The 17,549-nt window shown below is 57.4% G+C and carries 17 protein-coding genes; 15 read left to right on the top strand and 2 right to left on the bottom strand.

The window, feature by feature from the left end; all coding sequences use genetic code 11:
* The first annotated feature begins 60 nt into the window (after positions 1-60).
* Positions 61-2,415, top strand: a complete 2,355-nt coding sequence (locus IPZ49_RS00220; protein WP_063146471.1) for a helix-turn-helix domain-containing protein — start codon at positions 61-63, stop codon at positions 2,413-2,415.
* Here IPZ49_RS00220 and queD read toward each other — a convergent pair.
* Entirely contained in the window at positions 2,400-2,765 is a 366-nt protein-coding gene (gene queD, locus IPZ49_RS00215; RefSeq protein ID WP_006811776.1) for a 6-carboxytetrahydropterin synthase QueD, read from the bottom strand. The genes IPZ49_RS00220 and queD overlap by 16 nt on opposite strands.
* A 303-nt stretch (positions 2,766-3,068) precedes the next feature.
* Here queD and cysJ point away from each other — a divergent pair, with 303 nt between their 5' ends.
* From cysJ to cysH, 3 genes are all read left to right on the top strand, one after another.
* A complete protein-coding gene (cysJ, locus tag IPZ49_RS00210; protein WP_058646253.1) occupies positions 3,069-4,874 on the top strand; it encodes an NADPH-dependent assimilatory sulfite reductase flavoprotein subunit in 1,806 nt (601 codons plus the stop codon).
* Positions 4,874-6,586 (top strand): assimilatory sulfite reductase (NADPH) hemoprotein subunit, encoded by a 1,713-nt coding sequence (gene cysI, locus IPZ49_RS00205; RefSeq protein ID WP_023306833.1) that lies wholly within the window; start codon positions 4,874-4,876, stop codon positions 6,584-6,586. The genes cysJ and cysI overlap by 1 nt, the downstream gene beginning before the upstream one ends.
* A gap of 99 nt (positions 6,587-6,685) precedes the next feature.
* Positions 6,686-7,420: a phosphoadenosine phosphosulfate reductase gene (cysH, locus tag IPZ49_RS00200; protein WP_063146470.1), complete on the top strand. Its 735-nt coding sequence runs from the start codon at positions 6,686-6,688 to the stop codon at positions 7,418-7,420.
* Positions 7,421-7,513: 93 nt separating this feature from the next.
* On the opposite strand, the gene IPZ49_RS00195 is transcribed toward cysH, so the two are convergent.
* Positions 7,514-8,557 (bottom strand): aminopeptidase, encoded by a 1,044-nt coding sequence (locus IPZ49_RS00195; protein WP_023298484.1) that lies wholly within the window; start codon positions 8,555-8,557, stop codon positions 7,514-7,516.
* Between the two features lie 237 nt (positions 8,558-8,794).
* On the opposite strand from IPZ49_RS00195, the gene cysG reads away from it, so the two are divergent.
* The 11 genes from cysG (at position 8,795) to IPZ49_RS00140 (ending at position 17,503) form a co-directional block, all read left to right on the top strand.
* Positions 8,795-10,153: a siroheme synthase CysG gene (gene cysG, locus IPZ49_RS00190; protein WP_063146469.1), complete on the top strand. Its 1,359-nt coding sequence runs from the start codon at positions 8,795-8,797 to the stop codon at positions 10,151-10,153.
* Positions 10,154-10,162: 9 nt separating this feature from the next.
* Positions 10,163-11,071, top strand: a complete 909-nt coding sequence (cysD, locus tag IPZ49_RS00185; RefSeq protein WP_006811770.1) for a sulfate adenylyltransferase subunit CysD — start codon at positions 10,163-10,165, stop codon at positions 11,069-11,071.
* Positions 11,072-11,080: 9 nt separating this feature from the next.
* On the top strand, positions 11,081-12,505 hold the full coding sequence (gene cysN / locus IPZ49_RS00180; RefSeq protein ID WP_063146468.1) for a sulfate adenylyltransferase subunit CysN: 1,425 nt from the start codon (positions 11,081-11,083) through the stop codon (positions 12,503-12,505).
* Entirely contained in the window at positions 12,505-13,110 is a 606-nt protein-coding gene (gene cysC / locus IPZ49_RS00175) for an adenylyl-sulfate kinase (RefSeq protein WP_022649188.1), read from the top strand. The genes cysN and cysC overlap by 1 nt, the downstream gene beginning before the upstream one ends.
* Positions 13,111-13,168: 58 nt before the next feature.
* Positions 13,169-13,495, top strand: coding sequence for a DUF3561 family protein (locus IPZ49_RS00170; protein WP_006811767.1), 327 nt, complete (start codon positions 13,169-13,171; stop codon positions 13,493-13,495).
* Positions 13,496-13,574: 79 nt separating this feature from the next.
* A complete protein-coding gene (gene ftsB, locus IPZ49_RS00165) occupies positions 13,575-13,886 on the top strand; it encodes a cell division protein FtsB (RefSeq protein WP_003862095.1) in 312 nt (103 codons plus the stop codon).
* 19 nt (positions 13,887-13,905) lie between these two features.
* Positions 13,906-14,616, top strand: coding sequence for a 2-C-methyl-D-erythritol 4-phosphate cytidylyltransferase (gene ispD, locus IPZ49_RS00160; RefSeq protein ID WP_000741569.1), 711 nt, complete (start codon positions 13,906-13,908; stop codon positions 14,614-14,616).
* Positions 14,616-15,095, top strand: coding sequence for a 2-C-methyl-D-erythritol 2,4-cyclodiphosphate synthase (gene ispF, locus IPZ49_RS00155; RefSeq protein ID WP_003862097.1), 480 nt, complete (start codon positions 14,616-14,618; stop codon positions 15,093-15,095). Before ispD ends, ispF begins: the two co-directional genes overlap by 1 nt.
* Positions 15,092-16,141, top strand: a complete 1,050-nt coding sequence (gene truD, locus IPZ49_RS00150; RefSeq protein WP_023298481.1) for a tRNA pseudouridine(13) synthase TruD — start codon at positions 15,092-15,094, stop codon at positions 16,139-16,141. The genes ispF and truD overlap by 4 nt, the downstream gene beginning before the upstream one ends.
* A complete protein-coding gene (gene surE / locus IPZ49_RS00145; RefSeq protein ID WP_017382816.1) occupies positions 16,122-16,883 on the top strand; it encodes a 5'/3'-nucleotidase SurE in 762 nt (253 codons plus the stop codon). Before truD ends, surE begins: the two co-directional genes overlap by 20 nt.
* Entirely contained in the window at positions 16,877-17,503 is a 627-nt protein-coding gene (locus tag IPZ49_RS00140) for a protein-L-isoaspartate(D-aspartate) O-methyltransferase (protein ID WP_022649184.1), read from the top strand. The genes surE and IPZ49_RS00140 overlap by 7 nt, the downstream gene beginning before the upstream one ends.
* Positions 17,504-17,549: the final 46 nt, after the last annotated feature.

Below are 17,549 nucleotides of genomic sequence, written 5' to 3'. Positions count from 1 at the left end.
CATACAATTCCGTTATGACAAAAAAGAGCCGGTCATTATTTGTCTTTGATGAGGGGAAAGATGAATCAGCGGGGAGATGAATTTTTGGTGGAGATCCAGGACATTCGCCACTGCGTGGAGGATGAAGGCGATACGCTAACGTTGCTCTGGGTGCTGGAAGGGCGGGCTGAGCTGAATACCGATGTGGGACGTGACATCCTGGAGGCCAATACCCTTGCCATCATCAACCGTCATCGGCGCTGGCAGTTCACGAGCGAAACGGCAAATATCACCCTGCGCGTGTCCCTTTCCGGGCGCTGGGTGGTCCAGCTCTGCAATGATTTTTTTGTCCATGATTACGCTATACCGGCAGAAGCCGGAGGCGTCTGGCCCCAATGCGATGCGCTTCGCGATCTGCTGCGCCAGCTTCTTGTGGTCACCCTCATCAACGACCCACACCGCTACCGGCTGGAGGCGTACCGCTGGCTGAGCGAGATATTGCTGTTGCTGACCAGCCGCTTTCAGCAGCCCGCCCGGTTTTTGTCCCGTGAACTTTCCCCAGCGCACAGCAAACGCATTGCCCGGGTGATAGAGCGGATCAATGCCAGTTATTCTCGCCGTATTACGCTTGCGGAAATCGCCGCGAGTGAATATGTCTCTGAAGCCTGGCTCTCTCGTCTCTTTAGAAAGGAAGTGGGGATCAGTTTCATGCAGTACATCACCACCCTGCGGCTGGAAAAGGCGGCTGACGCGCTCCGTCTGACGAACCGACCGCTGCATCAGATTGCGCTTGAGCAGGGTTTCGCCAGCACGCGTATGATGACCGATCGGTTTCGGCGTGTTCACAATATGTCCCCGGGTGAGTTTCGTAAGTCCCGACGCCAGCACCCGGAGGCCACACGTGTTCGTACGGACAGGTGTGAGCAGCGCTATCCGGTGGCCATGGATAAACTGTTTAGCCTGCTCAATGAACCGGTGGCGCGCGGCTGGGGAGCCTCCCCGCTTATCGATCGCCCGCAGCAGGAGCAGACACTGGATCTTGAGCAGCTTAATCCTCTCTCCACCTCGCTGCGTCGTATGCGGGTGGTCATTACCCTGCGTGAGCTCGACGATTTACTGCGTGAGGACGTTCGTCAGAATCTTGAAGCGATAAATGAGGCCATTCCCATAGAGGGAATTGATATCGCCGAACCTTTTCTCAGCAGCCGTCTGTTTGCCACCGGGTGGGATGACCCCCAGATGGCGGGCTACGCCTGCTGGTACAATCTGCATCAGCTCTTCACCTGGCTGGCAAAAAAGCAATGGACGGTGCTGCTGCACACCGGCGTGACGACCCGTCGCGATCTACTTGCCCGTTTTTTACAACGGTCGGTCAATCATTTTTCGCCCGAGATCACCGCGGGCTGGCACTTTGTCATGCACTGGTCAACACAGGCGAGTGAGGAGACCCGGGAGCAGGTCTGGCTGGCGCAGCAAAACGTCATACGCAACTATCTGCCACAGGCAAAGTTTGGTTTATGGCATCGATTTTCACCCGACAGCGCGGGCGTGAGCGACAATACCCTGTTCAGCTCAGCCATCCTGATGCAGGCCGATTTTCTTGCCTGTTCAGCCGATGCCAATGAACTTCTCGATCCTGCGCAGCGGGAGCCAGCCCAACTCTCTTCTACAGAAAATTATCCGGTACAGAAGATCCGCCAGATTATCGCCGCCCTTCGTCTGCGCAAATGTTCGCTTCCCGTCTGGCTTCTCTCCTGGAATACCCTCACCGGGAACACGCGGGCGACAAACGGCTGGTTTTTTCGTGGGGCGCTGCTGATGCAGAGCCTGCTCGGGCTATCGGAGCAGGTCTGGCTAGGGGGATTCTGGCTCAATTCGGGCCTTCAGGGTGAAGCTCGTGCGAACAATACCATCGATACGTCAAGCCTTGCGCTACAGTACAACCATGGTCTCCCACGGCCGGTTTATTGGGTACTCTGGCTCTGGCAACGCCTGCGGGGCGAGGTGCTGGTAAACGACGGGCGTGTTCTGCTCACGCGCCATCACAATGGTTACCAGTTGCTGCTGCGTAATGTGGTGGTTTTTAATCCGCTCCTTTCCAGTGAAGAAGCATTCATCCAGCGTTTTCGCCAGCAGTATCATTTACACCTGAAGGGAATGCGCGGTATTTGGCGAATTAAACGCCATCTTTTCGATCAGCATAACGGCGCGCTCTATCCGTTGCTTGAAGGGGTAGGCAGCGAAAGCGGCCCTGACGAAGAGATGTGGCGCTGGATAGCGCACAAAGCGCGTCCAACGCTTTCCCTGTACGATGAACGCATTGATGACGGCTGGCAACTGACAGAATCACTGGAGAGTAATGCGCTGGTGCTCTATGAGTTTACGCCGCTCGTGCCTCTTGAGGCCGAAACGGAGGAGATTCACTCCCCGCGGTAGACGCAGCCTGCCGTGCAGGTCTCTTTGATCATCACCGCGCTCAGCAGCGGCACAAGCGGTTTCATCTGATCCCAAATCCATTTCGCCAGCACTTCGCTGGTCGGGTTTTCAAGGCCCGGAATATCATTCAGATAGTAGTGATCGAGACGATCGTAGGTCGGCTTAAACGCGGCCTTCAGTTCGGCAAAGTCCATGATCCAGCCCGTATGGGGATCGACTTCACCGGTGATTTCAAGACGCACCATAAACGAGTGTCCATGCAGGCGGCCACATTTGTGCCCGGCAGGAACGTGTGGAAGGTGGTGTGCGGCTTCGAAGGTGAAATCTTTAAACAGTGTGGTGGACATCATAGCTCTCAGGAATGCGGAAAAAACCGCCGCATAGTACCGGAAAGCACAATTTTTATCATTAACTAAAACGGCTCTGAACGGTCACCGCCTCGTATTCATGGTGTTTATCGACTTTTGTTGTTTTATTTCATATGGTTATTTAATCGCTTTTATCGTTAAGAACGATAACTAAAACAGGTTAGTCCATTTGGTTATTAATTATTTCCATCCCTTCTTTAATTGTTATTATCCCCGCCGTTAACCTTATCTTCAGTTTGGATTTATTCGCTTAAAGTCCGCTTTGCTACTGGAACATAACGACGCATGACAACACAGGCCCCACCTTCAAATTTGCTTCCCCTTAACCCGGAGCAACTGGCGCGCCTCCAGGCCGCGACTTCCGATTTTTCACCCACCCAGCTTGCCTGGGTCTCCGGCTATTTCTGGGGAATGCTGAACCAGCAGCCGGGTGCTGTGGCAGGCGTCCCGCCAACGGCCGTTGAAATTCCTGCCATCACGCTTATCTCCGCTTCGCAAACGGGTAATGCCCGTCGTGTGGCCGAAGCGCTGCGTGATGACCTGCTCGCCGCGAAGCTGAACGTTAACCTGGTCAACGCCGGGGATTATAAATTCAAACAGATCGCGTCTGAAAAACTGCTGGTGGTGGTGGCGTCAACGCAGGGGGAAGGTGAGCCTGCTGAAGAAGCCGTCGCGCTGCATAAGTTCCTGTTCTCGAAAAAAGCACCAAAGCTCGAGGGCACCGCCTTTGCCGTCTTCGGCCTCGGTGATACGTCCTATGAATTTTTCTGCCAGTCCGGTAAAGATTTCGACAGCAAGCTGGCGGAGCTGGGCGCAGAGCGCCTGCTGGATCGCGTAGACGCTGACGTGGAATACCAGGCTGCCGCCGCCGAATGGCGGGCGCGCATCGTTGAGGTGCTGAAGGCCCGCGTCCCGAAAGAGACGCCAGCGCAGGCCGCCGTTACCGCAGCCGGCACCGTTAACGAAATCCACACCAGCCCTTACACGAAAGAGGCGCCACTGACGGCGAGCCTGTCGGTAAACCAGAAAATCACGGGCCGTGATTCAGAAAAAGACGTGCGCCATATCGAAATCGATCTCGGTGACTCTGGCCTGCGTTACCAGCCTGGCGATGCGCTGGGCGTCTGGTATCAGAACGATCCGGCGCTGGTGAAAGAGCTGGTCGAGCTGCTGTGGCTGAAAGGTGATGAACCGGTTATCGTGGACGGCAAAACGCTCTCGATCTCCGAGGCGCTCCAGTGGCATTTCGAACTGACGGTGAACACCGCCAACATCGTTGAAAACTACGCCACCTTAACCCGCAGCGAATCGCTCCTTCCGCTGGTCGGGGATAAGGCGAAGTTACAGCAATACGCGGCGACAACGCCGATTGTCGATATGGTGCGTTTCTCTCCGGCACAGCTGGATGCTGACGCGCTGGTCGGCCTGCTGCGTCCGCTGACCCCGCGCCTGTACTCCATCGCCTCCTCGCAGGCGGAAGTGGAAAACGAAGTCCACATCACCGTTGGCGTGGTGCGTTACGACATCGAAGGCCGCGCGCGCGCGGGTGGGGCGTCAGGCTTCCTGGCAGACCGCGTGGAAGAAGAGGGTGAAGTTCGCGTCTTTATCGAGCACAACGACAACTTCCGCCTGCCGGCGAACCCCGAAACGCCGGTGATTATGATTGGCCCAGGCACCGGTATTGCGCCATTCCGCGCCTTTATGCAGCAGCGTGCGGCAGACGACGCGCCGGGTAAAAACTGGCTGTTCTTCGGCAACCCGCACTTTACTGAAGATTTCCTCTACCAGGTTGAGTGGCAGCGCTACGTCAAAGAGGGCGTGCTGACCCGCATCGATCTGGCCTGGTCCCGCGATCAGAAAGAAAAAGTATACGTACAAGACAAACTGCGCGAACAGGGCGCAGAGCTGTGGCGCTGGATCAATGACGGCGCCCACATTTATGTCTGCGGCGACGCCAATCGCATGGCGAAAGACGTTGAGCAGGCACTGCTGGAAGTGATTGCCGAATTCGGCGGTATGGATGCCGAAACGGCGGATGAATTTTTAAGTGAGCTGCGCGTAGAGCGCCGTTATCAGCGAGATGTCTACTAATGAGCGAAAAACATCCTGGCCCACTGGTGGTCGAAGGCAAACTGACTGATGCCGAGCGCATGAAGGTAGAGAGCAACTACCTGCGCGGTACCATTGCCGAAGATTTAAATGACGGCCTGACCGGCGGTTTCAAAGGCGACAACTTCCTGCTGATCCGTTTCCACGGTATGTACCAACAGGACGACCGCGATATCCGCGCCGAGCGTGCCGAACAGAAGCTGGAGCCGCGTCACGCGATGCTGCTGCGCTGTCGTCTGCCGGGCGGGGTAATCACTACGAAACAGTGGCAGGCGATCGACAAGTTTGCCGGTGAAAACACAATCTACGGCAGCATTCGTCTGACCAACCGTCAGACCTTCCAGTTCCACGGCATTCTGAAGAAGAACGTCAAGCCGGTGCACCAGATGCTGCACTCCGTGGGTCTGGACGCGCTGGCGACCGCCAACGACATGAACCGTAACGTGCTCTGCACCTCGAACCCGTACGAATCTGAGCTGCACGCCGAAGCGTACGAGTGGGCGAAAAAAATCTCCGAACATCTGCTGCCACGTACCCGCGCTTATGCGGAGATCTGGCTCGATCAGGAGAAAGTCGCCACCACCGATGAAGAGCCGATCCTCGGTCAGACCTACCTGCCGCGTAAGTTTAAAACCACGGTGGTGATCCCGCCGCAGAACGATATCGACCTGCACGCCAACGACATGAACTTCGTGGCGATTGCCGAAAACGGCAAGCTGGTCGGCTTTAACCTGCTGGTGGGCGGCGGTTTGTCCATTGAGCACGGTAACAAGAAAACTTACGCCCGCACCGCGAGCGAGTTCGGCTTCCTGCCGCTGGAGCACACGCTGGCCGTGGCAGAGGCGGTGGTTACGACCCAGCGCGACTGGGGTAACCGTACCGATCGTAAAAACGCGAAAACCAAATATACCCTTGAGCGCGTAGGCGTCGAGACGTTCAAAGAAGAAGTGGAGCGTCGCGCGGGCATCAAGTTTGAGCCGATCCGCCCTTACGAATTCACCGGTCGCGGCGATCGCATCGGCTGGGTGAAAGGCATCGACAATAACTGGCACCTGACGCTGTTTATCGAAAACGGCCGTATTCTGGATTATCCGGGCCGTCCGCTGAAAACCGGCCTGCTGGAAATCGCAAAGATCCACAAAGGCGAGTTCCGTATTACCGCCAACCAGAACCTGATCGTCGCCAGCGTGCCGGAAAGCGATAAGGCGAGAATTGAAGAGCTGGCCCGCGAGCACGGGTTGATGAATGCGGTGAGCGCGCAGCGTGAAAACTCAATGGCCTGCGTGTCGTTCCCGACCTGTCCGCTGGCGATGGCCGAAGCCGAGCGATTCCTGCCGTCCTTCACTGATAAAGTGGAGGCGATTCTGGAAAAACACGGTATTCCGGACGAGCATATTGTTATGCGCGTGACGGGCTGTCCGAACGGCTGCGGCCGCGCGATGCTGGCCGAACTCGGTCTGGTAGGGAAAGCGCCGGGTCGCTATAACCTGCACCTGGGCGGTAACCGTATCGGGACACGTATTCCGCGTATGTTCCGCGAGAACATCACCGAGCCGGAAATTCTCGATTCCCTCGACGTGCTTATCGGACGCTGGGCGAAAGAGCGCGAAGCGGGTGAAGGCTTCGGCGACTTTACGGTACGTGCGGGCATCATTCGCCCGGTGCTCGATCCCGCAAGGGATTTCTGGGAGTAATCCATCCTTTGCCCGGTGGCGCTTCGCTTACCGGGCCTACGGGTTTTGTAGGCCGGGCAAACGCAGTGCCGCCCGGCGAAACAGGCAAACGAGGTTCTTATGTCCGTACTCGATCTAAACGCCCTTAATGACCTGCCAAAAGTTGAACGCATTCTGGCCCTGGCAGAAACTAACGCCCAACTGGAAAAGCTCGACGCCGAAGGGCGCGTGGCGTGGGCGCTGGAAAACCTGCCGGGAGACTATGTGCTTTCGTCGAGCTTTGGCATTCAGGCGGCGGTCAGTCTGCATCTGGTGAATCAGATCCGTCCGGACATTCCGGTGATCCTCACCGATACCGGCTATCTGTTCCCGGAGACCTATCAGTTTATCGACGAGCTGACGGACAAGCTCAAGCTGAACCTGAAGGTTTATCGCGCAACCGAAAGCGCGGCCTGGCAGGAGGCGCGTTACGGCAAGCTGTGGGAGCAGGGCGTTGAGGGCATTGAGAAATACAATGAGATCAACAAGGTCGAGCCGATGAACCGGGCGCTGAAAGAGCTGAACGCTCAGACCTGGTTTGCGGGCCTGCGCCGCGAGCAGTCCGGGAGCCGGGCCACGCTGCCGGTGCTGGCGGTGCAGCGCGGGGTGTTTAAAGTGCTGCCGATCATCGACTGGGATAACCGCACGGTGTACCAGTATCTGCAAAAGCACGGGCTGAAGTACCATCCGCTGTGGGATCAAGGCTACCTGTCGGTAGGCGACACCCATACCACGCGTAAATGGGAACCGGGAATGGCGGAAGAAGAGACGCGATTCTTTGGGCTGAAGCGCGAGTGCGGGCTGCACGAAGGGTAATTTTTTTTCGCCCGGTGGCGGCTACGCCTTACCGGGCCTACGTTTCGTGCCGTTGTAGGCCCGGTAAGCGCAGCGCCACCGGGCTTAATTGCATCAGGCTTTCCCCGCTTTCGCCAGCTCCTTCACCAGCGGCAGCATCACTTTCACGACATCCCGGCTGCGGTGCTCAATCCGCTGCGGCAGCGTTTTATCAATGTGCTGCTGGTTATCCAGCCGCACGTCATGCCAGCTGGTCCCGTTTGGGAACGCCTTCGATTTAGCGCGCTGCTGATAGCCATCTTTTTTGCCCAGCGCCCAGTTAGTCGCCTCGACGTACAGCACCGGAATGCCCGCCTTATCAAACACTTCACCGTCATTACAGCAGCCCGTGCCTTTGGGATAATCGGGGTTACCGCCCGGATTTGTCGCGGCATAGACGCCATGCGTGCGGGCAAGCGCCAGCGCGCGGTCGCGGGTGAGTTTACGTACGCTGCTCGGCGTGCTCTGTCCGCTATTAAAATAGAGCTTATCTCCCACGATCAGATTATCGAGGTTAATCACCAGCAACGTATTTTTCTTCTCCTCAGCGGTCATGCGCTTAAGGAGATTCTCAGCGCCGAGTTTTCCTTCTTCTTCACCGCTGGTCGCAACAAAGCGAATGCTGTATTTCGTCGGAATATTCTTCAGGCGTTCGGCCAGCTCAAGCATGACGCCCAGCCCCGCCGCATTGTCATCCAGTCCCTGAAGCGTCAGCCCGCCGAGGTTATTATCGACATCAGCGTCGCTCATCGGCGTGTAGGTATCAAGGTGCGCCATAATAATAATCTGCTCAGCCGCCTTTCCTTCGTGCGCCGCAATGACCGTGCTGCCGGTTACGTTATGCCAGTTCTGCGTTTTATTGCGTGAGGTATAGATGTAGCGGCTGTGGAAAGCGCGAATGTCGCTCTCATAGCCCATATCCGCAAATTGCTGACGAATATAGTCTGCCGAGAGCATTTCGGCTGGGGTTCCGGTCATGCGGCCCGGAAAGACCGTCGCAATATGCCGCGCCTGCATACTGGCTATTTCACCGTAAGATTGATTTTTTGCCTGAGCCGGAAGGATAAAGCAAACGCCGAGCGCCAGGGCAACGAATCGGTGGCGCATTGCGGAAAACATAGTGAGTCCTTAAAAACAGAGCAAAATTTTAACCCGCATAGTATGAAACTGTGATCGGGTAGACACAATTTGAATTGCGCTTAAATGCCCGAAATTTCGCGTGTTAAGCACTTTTTGATATTTGCTTTTCCACGGCGTTATTCCATTGAGTAACTACTCATTCCAATTCGTAATTTCATTCGATCTAAGCCGCCCCCTATAGTCCCTTTATTCCTGGTTGTTAGTGAGTTGTTGCCTGTGGACTATCTCCCCCTTTTTGCCGCCTTGAAAGACCGACCGGTATTGGTTGTCGGGACGGGTGAAATTGCCGATCGCAAAATCGCCTTCCTGCAACGCGCCGGGGCGCAGGTGCAGATCGTTGCAGAGGCGGATTTTGCAGAGTCTCAGATCGACAGCGTGGTACTGGTGATTGCGGCAACCGAAGATCGGGCGCTCAACAGCCGAATCTCCGCCGCAGCCCAGGCCCGTCACCGCCTGGTGAACGTGGTAGACGACCAGCCGTTATGTTCATTTATCTTCCCGTCGATTGTCGACCGCTCGCCGCTGCTGGTGGCGATCTCCTCCGGCGGCACCGCCCCGGTGCTGGCGCGCGTGCTGAGAGAAAAAATCGAAGCGCTGCTGCCGACCAGCCTCGGACGTATGGCGGAGAAGGCCAGCTACTGGCGCAACCATCTGAAAACGCGTCTGAGCAGCGTGACGGAACGCCGTCGCTTCTGGGAGCGTGTGTTTCGCGGCCGCTTTGCCAGCCTGATGCAGGCCGGTAACGAGACGGCGGCGCAACAAATCCTCGAAGACGAACTGGATAACCCCGGCAGTACGGGCGGGGAGATCATTCTGGTGGGCGCCGGGCCGGGCGATGCCGGGCTGCTCACGCTGCGTGGCCTCCAGGTTCTTCAGGATGCGGATGTCGTGTTCTACGACCACCTGGTCACCGACGGTATTCGCGAGCTGATCCGCCGTGACGCGGAGCAAATCTGCGTCGGCAAACGTGCCGGCGAGCACTCCGTGCCGCAGCACGACACCAATCAAATGCTGATTGCCGCCGCGAAAGCGGGCAAAACCGTGGTGCGCCTGAAAGGGGGCGATCCGTTTATCTTCGGTCGTGGTGGCGAGGAGTTGCAGGCGGCAGCCGAAGCGGGCGTCCCGTTCCAGGTGGTTCCCGGCATTACGGCGGCGTCTGCCGTCACGGCCTACGCCGGTATTCCGCTGACCCATCGCGATTACGCCCAGAGCGTGACCTTTGTGACCGGGCACTATAAAGCCGACAGCACGCCGTTTGACTGGTCGCATCTCGCCCAGAGCCGACAAACGCTGGCGATTTATATGGGCACGATGAAAGCGGCAGACATCAGCGAACAGCTTATTCAGCACGGTCGCGATGTGACGACGCCGATAGCGGTGATCTCCCGCGGGACACGCGTCGATCAGCATGTCGCCATCGGCACTTTACAAGACCTTGCAACCCTGGCGAAAGACGCCCCGATGCCCGCCCTGATCGTGGTGGGAGAAGTGGTGCAGTTGCACAGCTCGCTCGCCTGGTTCCAACACACAACCGACACAGAAGGCTTCGGCGCTTCTGTTGTAAATTTGGCTTAAGGAACGGTTATGGACCAAAAACGACTTACTCACCTGCGGCAGCTCGAAGCGGAAAGTATTCACATTATCCGCGAAGTGGCCGCCGAGTTCTCTAACCCGGTGATGATGTACTCCATCGGTAAAGATTCCAGCGTCATGCTGCACCTGGCGCGTAAAGCCTTTTATCCGGGGACGCTGCCGTTCCCGCTGCTGCATGTGGATACCGGCTGGAAATTCCGCGAGATGTACGAGTTTCGTGACCGTACCGCCAAAGCCTACGGCTGCGAGCTGCTGGTGCACAAAAACCCGGAAGGGGTGGCGATGGGCATCAACCCGTTCGTGCACGGCAGCGCCAAGCATACCGATATCATGAAAACCGAAGGGCTGAAGCAGGCGCTGAATAAATACGGTTTTGATGCGGCCTTCGGCGGCGCGCGGCGTGACGAAGAGAAATCCCGCGCCAAAGAGCGTATCTACTCTTTCCGCGACCGCTTCCACCGCTGGGACCCGAAAAACCAGCGTCCGGAGCTGTGGCACAACTACAACGGCCAGATCAACAAGGGCGAAAGCATTCGCGTCTTCCCGCTCTCCAACTGGACCGAGCTGGATATCTGGCAGTACATCTATCTGGAAAATATTGAGATCGTTCCGCTGTATCTGGCAGCAGAGCGCCCGGTCCTGGAGCGCGACGGCATGCTGATGATGATCGACGACGATCGCATTGATTTACAGCCGGGTGAAGTGATCAAAAAACAGATGGTCCGTTTCCGTACTCTCGGCTGCTGGCCGTTGACCGGCGCGGTGGAATCCAGTGCGCAGACGCTGCCGGAGATTATCGAGGAGATGCTGGTGTCGACCACCAGTGAGCGACAGGGCCGCGTGATTGACCGCGACCAGGCAGGCTCCATGGAGCTGAAGAAACGTCAGGGTTATTTCTAAGGAGCCGCCATGAATACGACTATTGCCCAACAAATTGCCGATGAAGGCGGCGTAGAAGCTTATCTGCACGCCCAACAGTACAAAAGTCTGCTGCGTTTCCTGACCTGCGGCAGCGTTGATGACGGGAAAAGTACCCTGATTGGTCGCCTGCTGCACGACACGCGACAAATTTACGAAGATCAGCTCTCTTCCCTGCACAACGACAGTAAACGCCACGGCACCCAGGGCGAAAAACTCGACCTGGCGCTGCTGGTGGACGGCTTGCAGGCGGAGCGCGAGCAGGGCATTACCATTGATGTCGCCTATCGCTACTTCTCTACCGAAAAGCGCAAATTTATTATCGCCGACACCCCGGGGCATGAGCAGTACACCCGTAACATGGCGACCGGCGCGTCCACCTGTGACCTGGCGATCCTGCTGATGGACGCCCGTAAAGGCGTGCTGGATCAGACGCGTCGTCACAGCTTTATCTCTACGCTGCTGGGGATCAAACACCTGGTGGTGGCGGTGAACAAAATGGATCTGGTGGACTACGGCGAAGCGCGATTCGACGAGATCCGCCAGAGCTACCTGACCTTTGCTGAACAGCTGCCGGGCAACCTCGATATTCGCTTTGTGCCGCTGTCGGCGCTGGAAGGGGATAACGTCGCCTCTCAGAGCGCGAACATGCCGTGGTACAGCGGCCCGACGCTGCTGGAGGTGCTGGAAACCGTTGAAATTCAGCGCGTGGTTGAGACCCAGCCGATGCGCTTCCCGGTGCAGTACGTAAACCGTCCGAACCTCGATTTCCGCGGCTTCTCCGGCACCCTTGCGTCCGGCTCGGTCAACGTGGGCCAGCGCGTGAAGGTGCTGCCGTCCGGCGTGGAATCGACCATTGCCCGTATCGTCACCTTTGATGGTGATCTGGACGAAGCAGGGGCAGGTGAAGCGGTAACCCTGGTGCTAAAAGACGAGATTGACATCAGCCGCGGCGATCTGCTGGTCGACGCGCAGGAAACGCTGGCGGCGGTGCAGGGCGCATCCATGGACGTGGTGTGGATGGCGGAACAGCCCCTGACCGCAGGCCAGAGCTATGACATTAAAATTGCCGGCAAGAAAACCCGCGCCCGCGTGGACGGCATTCAGTTCCAGGTGGACATCAACAACCTGACCCACCGTGACGTGAGCGAGCTGCCGCTGAATGGCATCGGTCTGGTGGATCTGACCTTCGACGAGCCGCTGGTGCTGGATCCGTATCAGCAGAATCCGGTGACGGGCGGGCTGATCTTTATCGACCGCCTGACCAACGTCACCGTCGGCGCCGGGATGGTCCGTGAACCAAACACGCAGGCTACCGTGGCCTCTGAGTTCAGCGCGTTTGAACTTGAGCTGAATGCGCTGGTGCGTAAACACTTCCCGCACTGGGGCGCACGCGATTTGCTGGGAGGCAAGTAATGGCTGCCCATGATGAGAACGTCGTCTGGCATCCTCATCCGGTCACCGTCGCCCAGCGCGAACAGCTCCACGGTCACCGTGGGGTTGTGCTGTGGTTTACCGGGCTGTCTGGCTCCGGTAAATCCACGGTGGCAGGCGCGCTGGAAGAGGCGCTGCATCAGCAGGGAGTGAGCACCTACCTGCTGGACGGCGACAACGTGCGTCACGGACTGTGCAGCGATTTAGGGTTCAGCGATGAAGACCGTAAAGAGAACATTCGCCGGGTGGGAGAAGTCGCCAGCCTGATGGCGGATGCCGGGCTGGTGGTGCTGACGGCGTTTATCTCACCGCACCGCGCCGAACGTCAGATGGTGCGTGAGCGCGTGGGCCGGAATCGCTTCATTGAAGTGTTTGTGGATACGCCGCTGGCAATCTGCGAAGCGCGCGATCCGAAAGGGCTGTATAAAAAAGCCCGCGCGGGAGAGCTGCGAAACTTCACCGGTATTGACTCGGTTTACGAAGCGCCTGAATCCCCTGAGATTCATCTGGAAGGTCAACAATTGGTAACAAATTTAGTAAGCCAATTATTAGACCTGCTCAGACGGGACGATATTATCAGATCCTGAGACGGTATCGTTCGGGAGCTGTCTTCCCGAGCGATGAGTCACGGTCACAGGATTAGCTATGCGCAACAGTGAAAACTACATGATTACCACCGGGTCGGAACCGTTAACGACCGACGACGAGACGACCTGGTCCTTCCCTGGGGCGATTGTCGGCTTTGTGTCGTGGCTACTGGCGCTGGGTATCCCGTTTTTGATCTACGGTGGAAACACCCTCTTTTTCTTCCTCTATACCTGGCCTTTCTTCCTGGCGCTGATGCCCGTTGCGGTTGTGGTGGGCGTGGCGCTGCACTCCCTTTTCAACGGCAAGCTCCTGTATAGTACGCTCATCACTATCGCCACCGTTGTGGTCATCTTTGGCCTGCTGTTTTTATGGCTGATGGGCTAACTTACGGCATAATTAAAACCCCGCAGTAGAGTCCAGCGGAAAGTTATGGGATGATGATGCCGTTTTTTCAGGGGGCAGGATGGGTAAACTAACGCTGCTGTTGCTGGCTTTGCTGGTCTGGCTGCAATATTCGCTGTGGTTCGGCAAAAACGGACTGCACGACTACAGCCGGGTGAGCGATGACGTCGCGGCACAGCAGGCGACAAACGCCAAACTTAAAGCGCGTAACGATCAACTTTTTGCTGAAATTGATGACCTCAATGGCGGCCAGGAGGCGATTGAGGAGCGCGCACGCAATGAACTTAGTATGACTAAGCCGGGCGAAACGTTTTATCGCCTGGTTCCGGATGCGTCTAAACGCAATCAGGGCTCCGCACAAAACAATCGATAATCAGGCCCAGGATTACGACATGGCAGCAACTTTTTCGGACGTCTGTGCCGTGGTGCCGGCCGCAGGTTTTGGCCGGCGTATGCAGACAGAATGTCCTAAGCAGTATCTCTCAATTGGCGATAAAACGATCCTCGAGCACGCCGTGGCGGCGCTGCTGGCGCATGCCCGGGTGAAACGCGTTGTTATTGCCATCAGCCCCGGCGATGCACGTTTTGCGCAGCTCCCGCTGGCGAATCATCCTCAGATTACCGTCGTTGACGGCGGCGCAGAGCGGGCTGACTCCGTTCTGGCGGGCATTCAGGCTGCCGGGAACGCGCAGTGGGTGCTGGTGCACGATGCCGCGCGTCCCTGTCTGCATCACGACGATCTGTCGCGTCTGCTGGCCCTGAGTGAAACCAGTAAAGTGGGCGGCATTCTGGCCGCCCCGGTGCGTGACACCATGAAGCGTGCCGAACCGGGTAAACCGGCGATTGCCCACACCGTCGAGCGCGTCGATCTATGGCACGCGCTGACGCCACAATTTTTTCCCCGCGAATTACTCCACGACTGCTTAACGCGAGCGCTTAAAGAAGGTGCGACCATTACGGACGAAGCCTCGGCGCTGGAGTATTGCGGTTTCCACCCCACGCTTGTTGAAGGGCGCGCTGATAATATAAAAGTGACGCGCCCGGAAGACTTACAACTCGCGGAATTTTATCTTACCCGTACGACCCCTCAGGAGAAGGCATAATGCGTATTGGACACGGTTTTGATGTACACGCCTTTGGCGGCGTTGGCCCAATTATCATTGGCGGCGTGCGCATTCCTTACGAAAAAGGTCTGCTGGCGCATTCTGATGGCGACGTGGCGCTGCATGCGCTGACCGACGCGCTGCTGGGTGCCGCCGCGCTGGGCGACATTGGCAAATTGTTCCCGGACACCGATCCTGCTTTTAAAGGCGCAGACAGCCGCGAACTGCTGCGCGAAGCCTGGCGTCGTATTCAGGCCAAAGGCTACACCCTCGGCAACGTTGATGTGACGATCATTGCTCAGGCACCAAAGATGCTGCCGCACATCCCTCAGATGCGCGTGTTTATCGCTGAAGATCTGGGTTGCCATATGGACGACGTCAACGTCAAAGCGACCACCACGGAGAAGCTGGGCTTTACCGGTCGTGGCGAAGGCATTGCCTGTGAAGCCGTGGCGCTGCTGGTGAAGGCGGCCAAATGACGGATTTCGACAATCTGACGTATCTGCACGGTAAACCGCAGGGCAAGGGTCTGCTGAAAGCCAACCCTGAAGATTTCGTGGTAGTGGAAGATCTGGGTTTTGAGCCGGACGGCGAAGGCGAGCACATCCTGGTGCGCATTCTGAAAAACGGCTGCAACACCCGCTTCGTGGCGGACGCGCTGGCAAAATTCCTCAATATTCACGCCCGCGAAGTGAGCTTTGCCGGTCAAAAAGATAAACATGCCGTGACCGAACAGTGGCTTTGCGCCCGCGTGCCCGGCAATGCCATGCCCGATTTAAGCAAATTTGAGCTTGAGGGCTGTAAGGTACTGGAGTACGCCCGCCATAAACGCAAATTGCGTCTGGGCGCACTGAAAGGCAATGCCTTTACCCTGGTGTTGCGCGAAGTGACCGAACGCGAGGACGTTGAAAAACGCCTGAAGGCCATTAACGAACGCGGCGTACCAAACTATTTCGGCGCTCAGCGCTTTGGTATCGGTGGTAGCAACCTGCTGGGCGCGCTGCGCTGGGCGCAAAGCGGTGCACCGGTGCGTGATCGTAATAAACGCAGTTTTTGGTTGTCGGCGGCCCGCAGTGCGTTGTTTAATCAGATTGTGAGCGAACGGCTGAAAAAACCGGACGCGAATCAAGTTGTTGTCGGCGATGCGCTACAATTAGCGGGACGCGGAAGCTGGTTTGTGGCAACGGCCGAAGAGATGGCCGATGTCCAGTCGCGCGTGGACGCTAAAACGCTGATGATTACCGCCGCCTTGCCGGGTTCAGGCGACTGGGGAACCCAGGGCGAGGCGCTGGCCGCTGAGCAGTCAGCGGTGGCGGATGCGCCAGAATTACAATCGTTGCTGGTGCGGGAAAAGGTCGAGGCGGCACGCCGTGCGATGCTCCTCTACCCGCAACAGCTGAGCTGGAACTGGTGGGATGACGTAACCGTCGAGTTACGCTTCTGGCTGCCGGCAGGTAGCTTTGCCACCAGTGTTGTCAGGGAACTTATCAACACGTCGGGTGATTATGCGAATATTGCTGAGTAACGATGACGGGATCCATGCGCCAGGTATTCAGACGCTGGCGAAACACCTCCGCGAATTTGCGGATGTGCAGGTCGTGGCTCCCGATCGTAACCGCAGTGGCGCGTCTAACTCATTGACGCTGGAATCTTCACTTCGCACCTTTACCTTTGAGAATGGCGATATTGCCGTCCAGATGGGGACGCCGACCGACTGCGTGTTTCTGGGCGTGAACGCGCTGATGCGCCCGCGGCCGGACGTTGTGGTCTCCGGCATCAATGCCGGGCCAAATCTTGGCGATGATGTGATTTACTCCGGCACCGTGGCTGCGGCGATGGAAGGGCGTCACCTGGGGTTTCCGGCGCTGGCGGTCTCGTTAAACGGTCACACCCACTATGACACAGCCGCCGCGGTGACCTGCTCCATTCTCCGTGCGCTTGGCCGCGAGCCTCTGCGTACCGGACGTATCCTCAATATTAACGTGCCGGACCTCCCGCTGGACGAGATCAAAGGGATCCGCGTGACGCGCTGTGGCAGTCGCCATCCTGCCGATCAGGTTATTCCCCAGCAGGATCCGCGCGGCAATACCCTGTACTGGATCGGCCCGCCGGGAGATAAATGCGATGCCGGGCCAGACACCGACTTCGCTGCGGTGGATGAAGGGTACGTTTCCGTTACGCCGTTGCACGTAGATTTAACCGCTTATAGCGCGCATGATGTGGTGTCGGACTGGTTAGATCGGGTCGGAGTGAACGCGCAATGGTAAGTAAACGTGTACAAACTCTTCTGGAACAATTACGCGCACAGGGGATCGCCAACGAGCAGGTGCTGAACGCGCTTGCCCAGGTTCCCCGTGAGAAGTTTGTAGATGAGGCGTTTGAACACAAAGCGTGGGAAAACGTGGCGCTGCCCATTGGGCAAGGCCAGACGATTTCGCAGCCCTACATGGTGGCGCGTATGACGGAGCTTCTGGAGCTAACGCCAGAGTCCCGGGTGCTGGAAATTGGCACCGGTTCAGGGTATCAAACCGCGATCCTGGCTCACCTTGTGCACCATGTCTGTTCGGTGGAACGGATTAAAGGGTTGCAGTGGCAGGCGCGCCGTCGCCTGAAACAGCTTGATTTACATAATGTATCGACACGCCACGGCGATGGATGGCAGGGTTGGCAGGCTCGCGCCCCGTTTGACGCCATCATTGTCACGGCAGCGCCACCTGAAATCCCCACTGCGCTTCTTTCGCAGCTGGACGAGGGTGGCATTCTTGTATTGCCCGTCGGCGATGAGCAGCAGCTTTTGAAGCGCGTTCGTCGACGCGGCGGCGAGTTTATTATCGATACCGTGGAAGCCGTGCGCTTTGTGCCCCTGGTTAAGGGCGAACTGGCCTGAGACTCGGATTTTTCCAGGGTTATTAAGGCAAATTCAGCGTATGGTG

The sequence above is a fragment of the Enterobacter cloacae complex sp. S2 genome (genome assembly GCF_015159675.1).
Lineage (GTDB): Bacteria > Pseudomonadota > Gammaproteobacteria > Enterobacterales > Enterobacteriaceae > Enterobacter > Enterobacter intestinihominis.
This window is presented reverse-complemented; position numbering and strand designations above follow the sequence as displayed.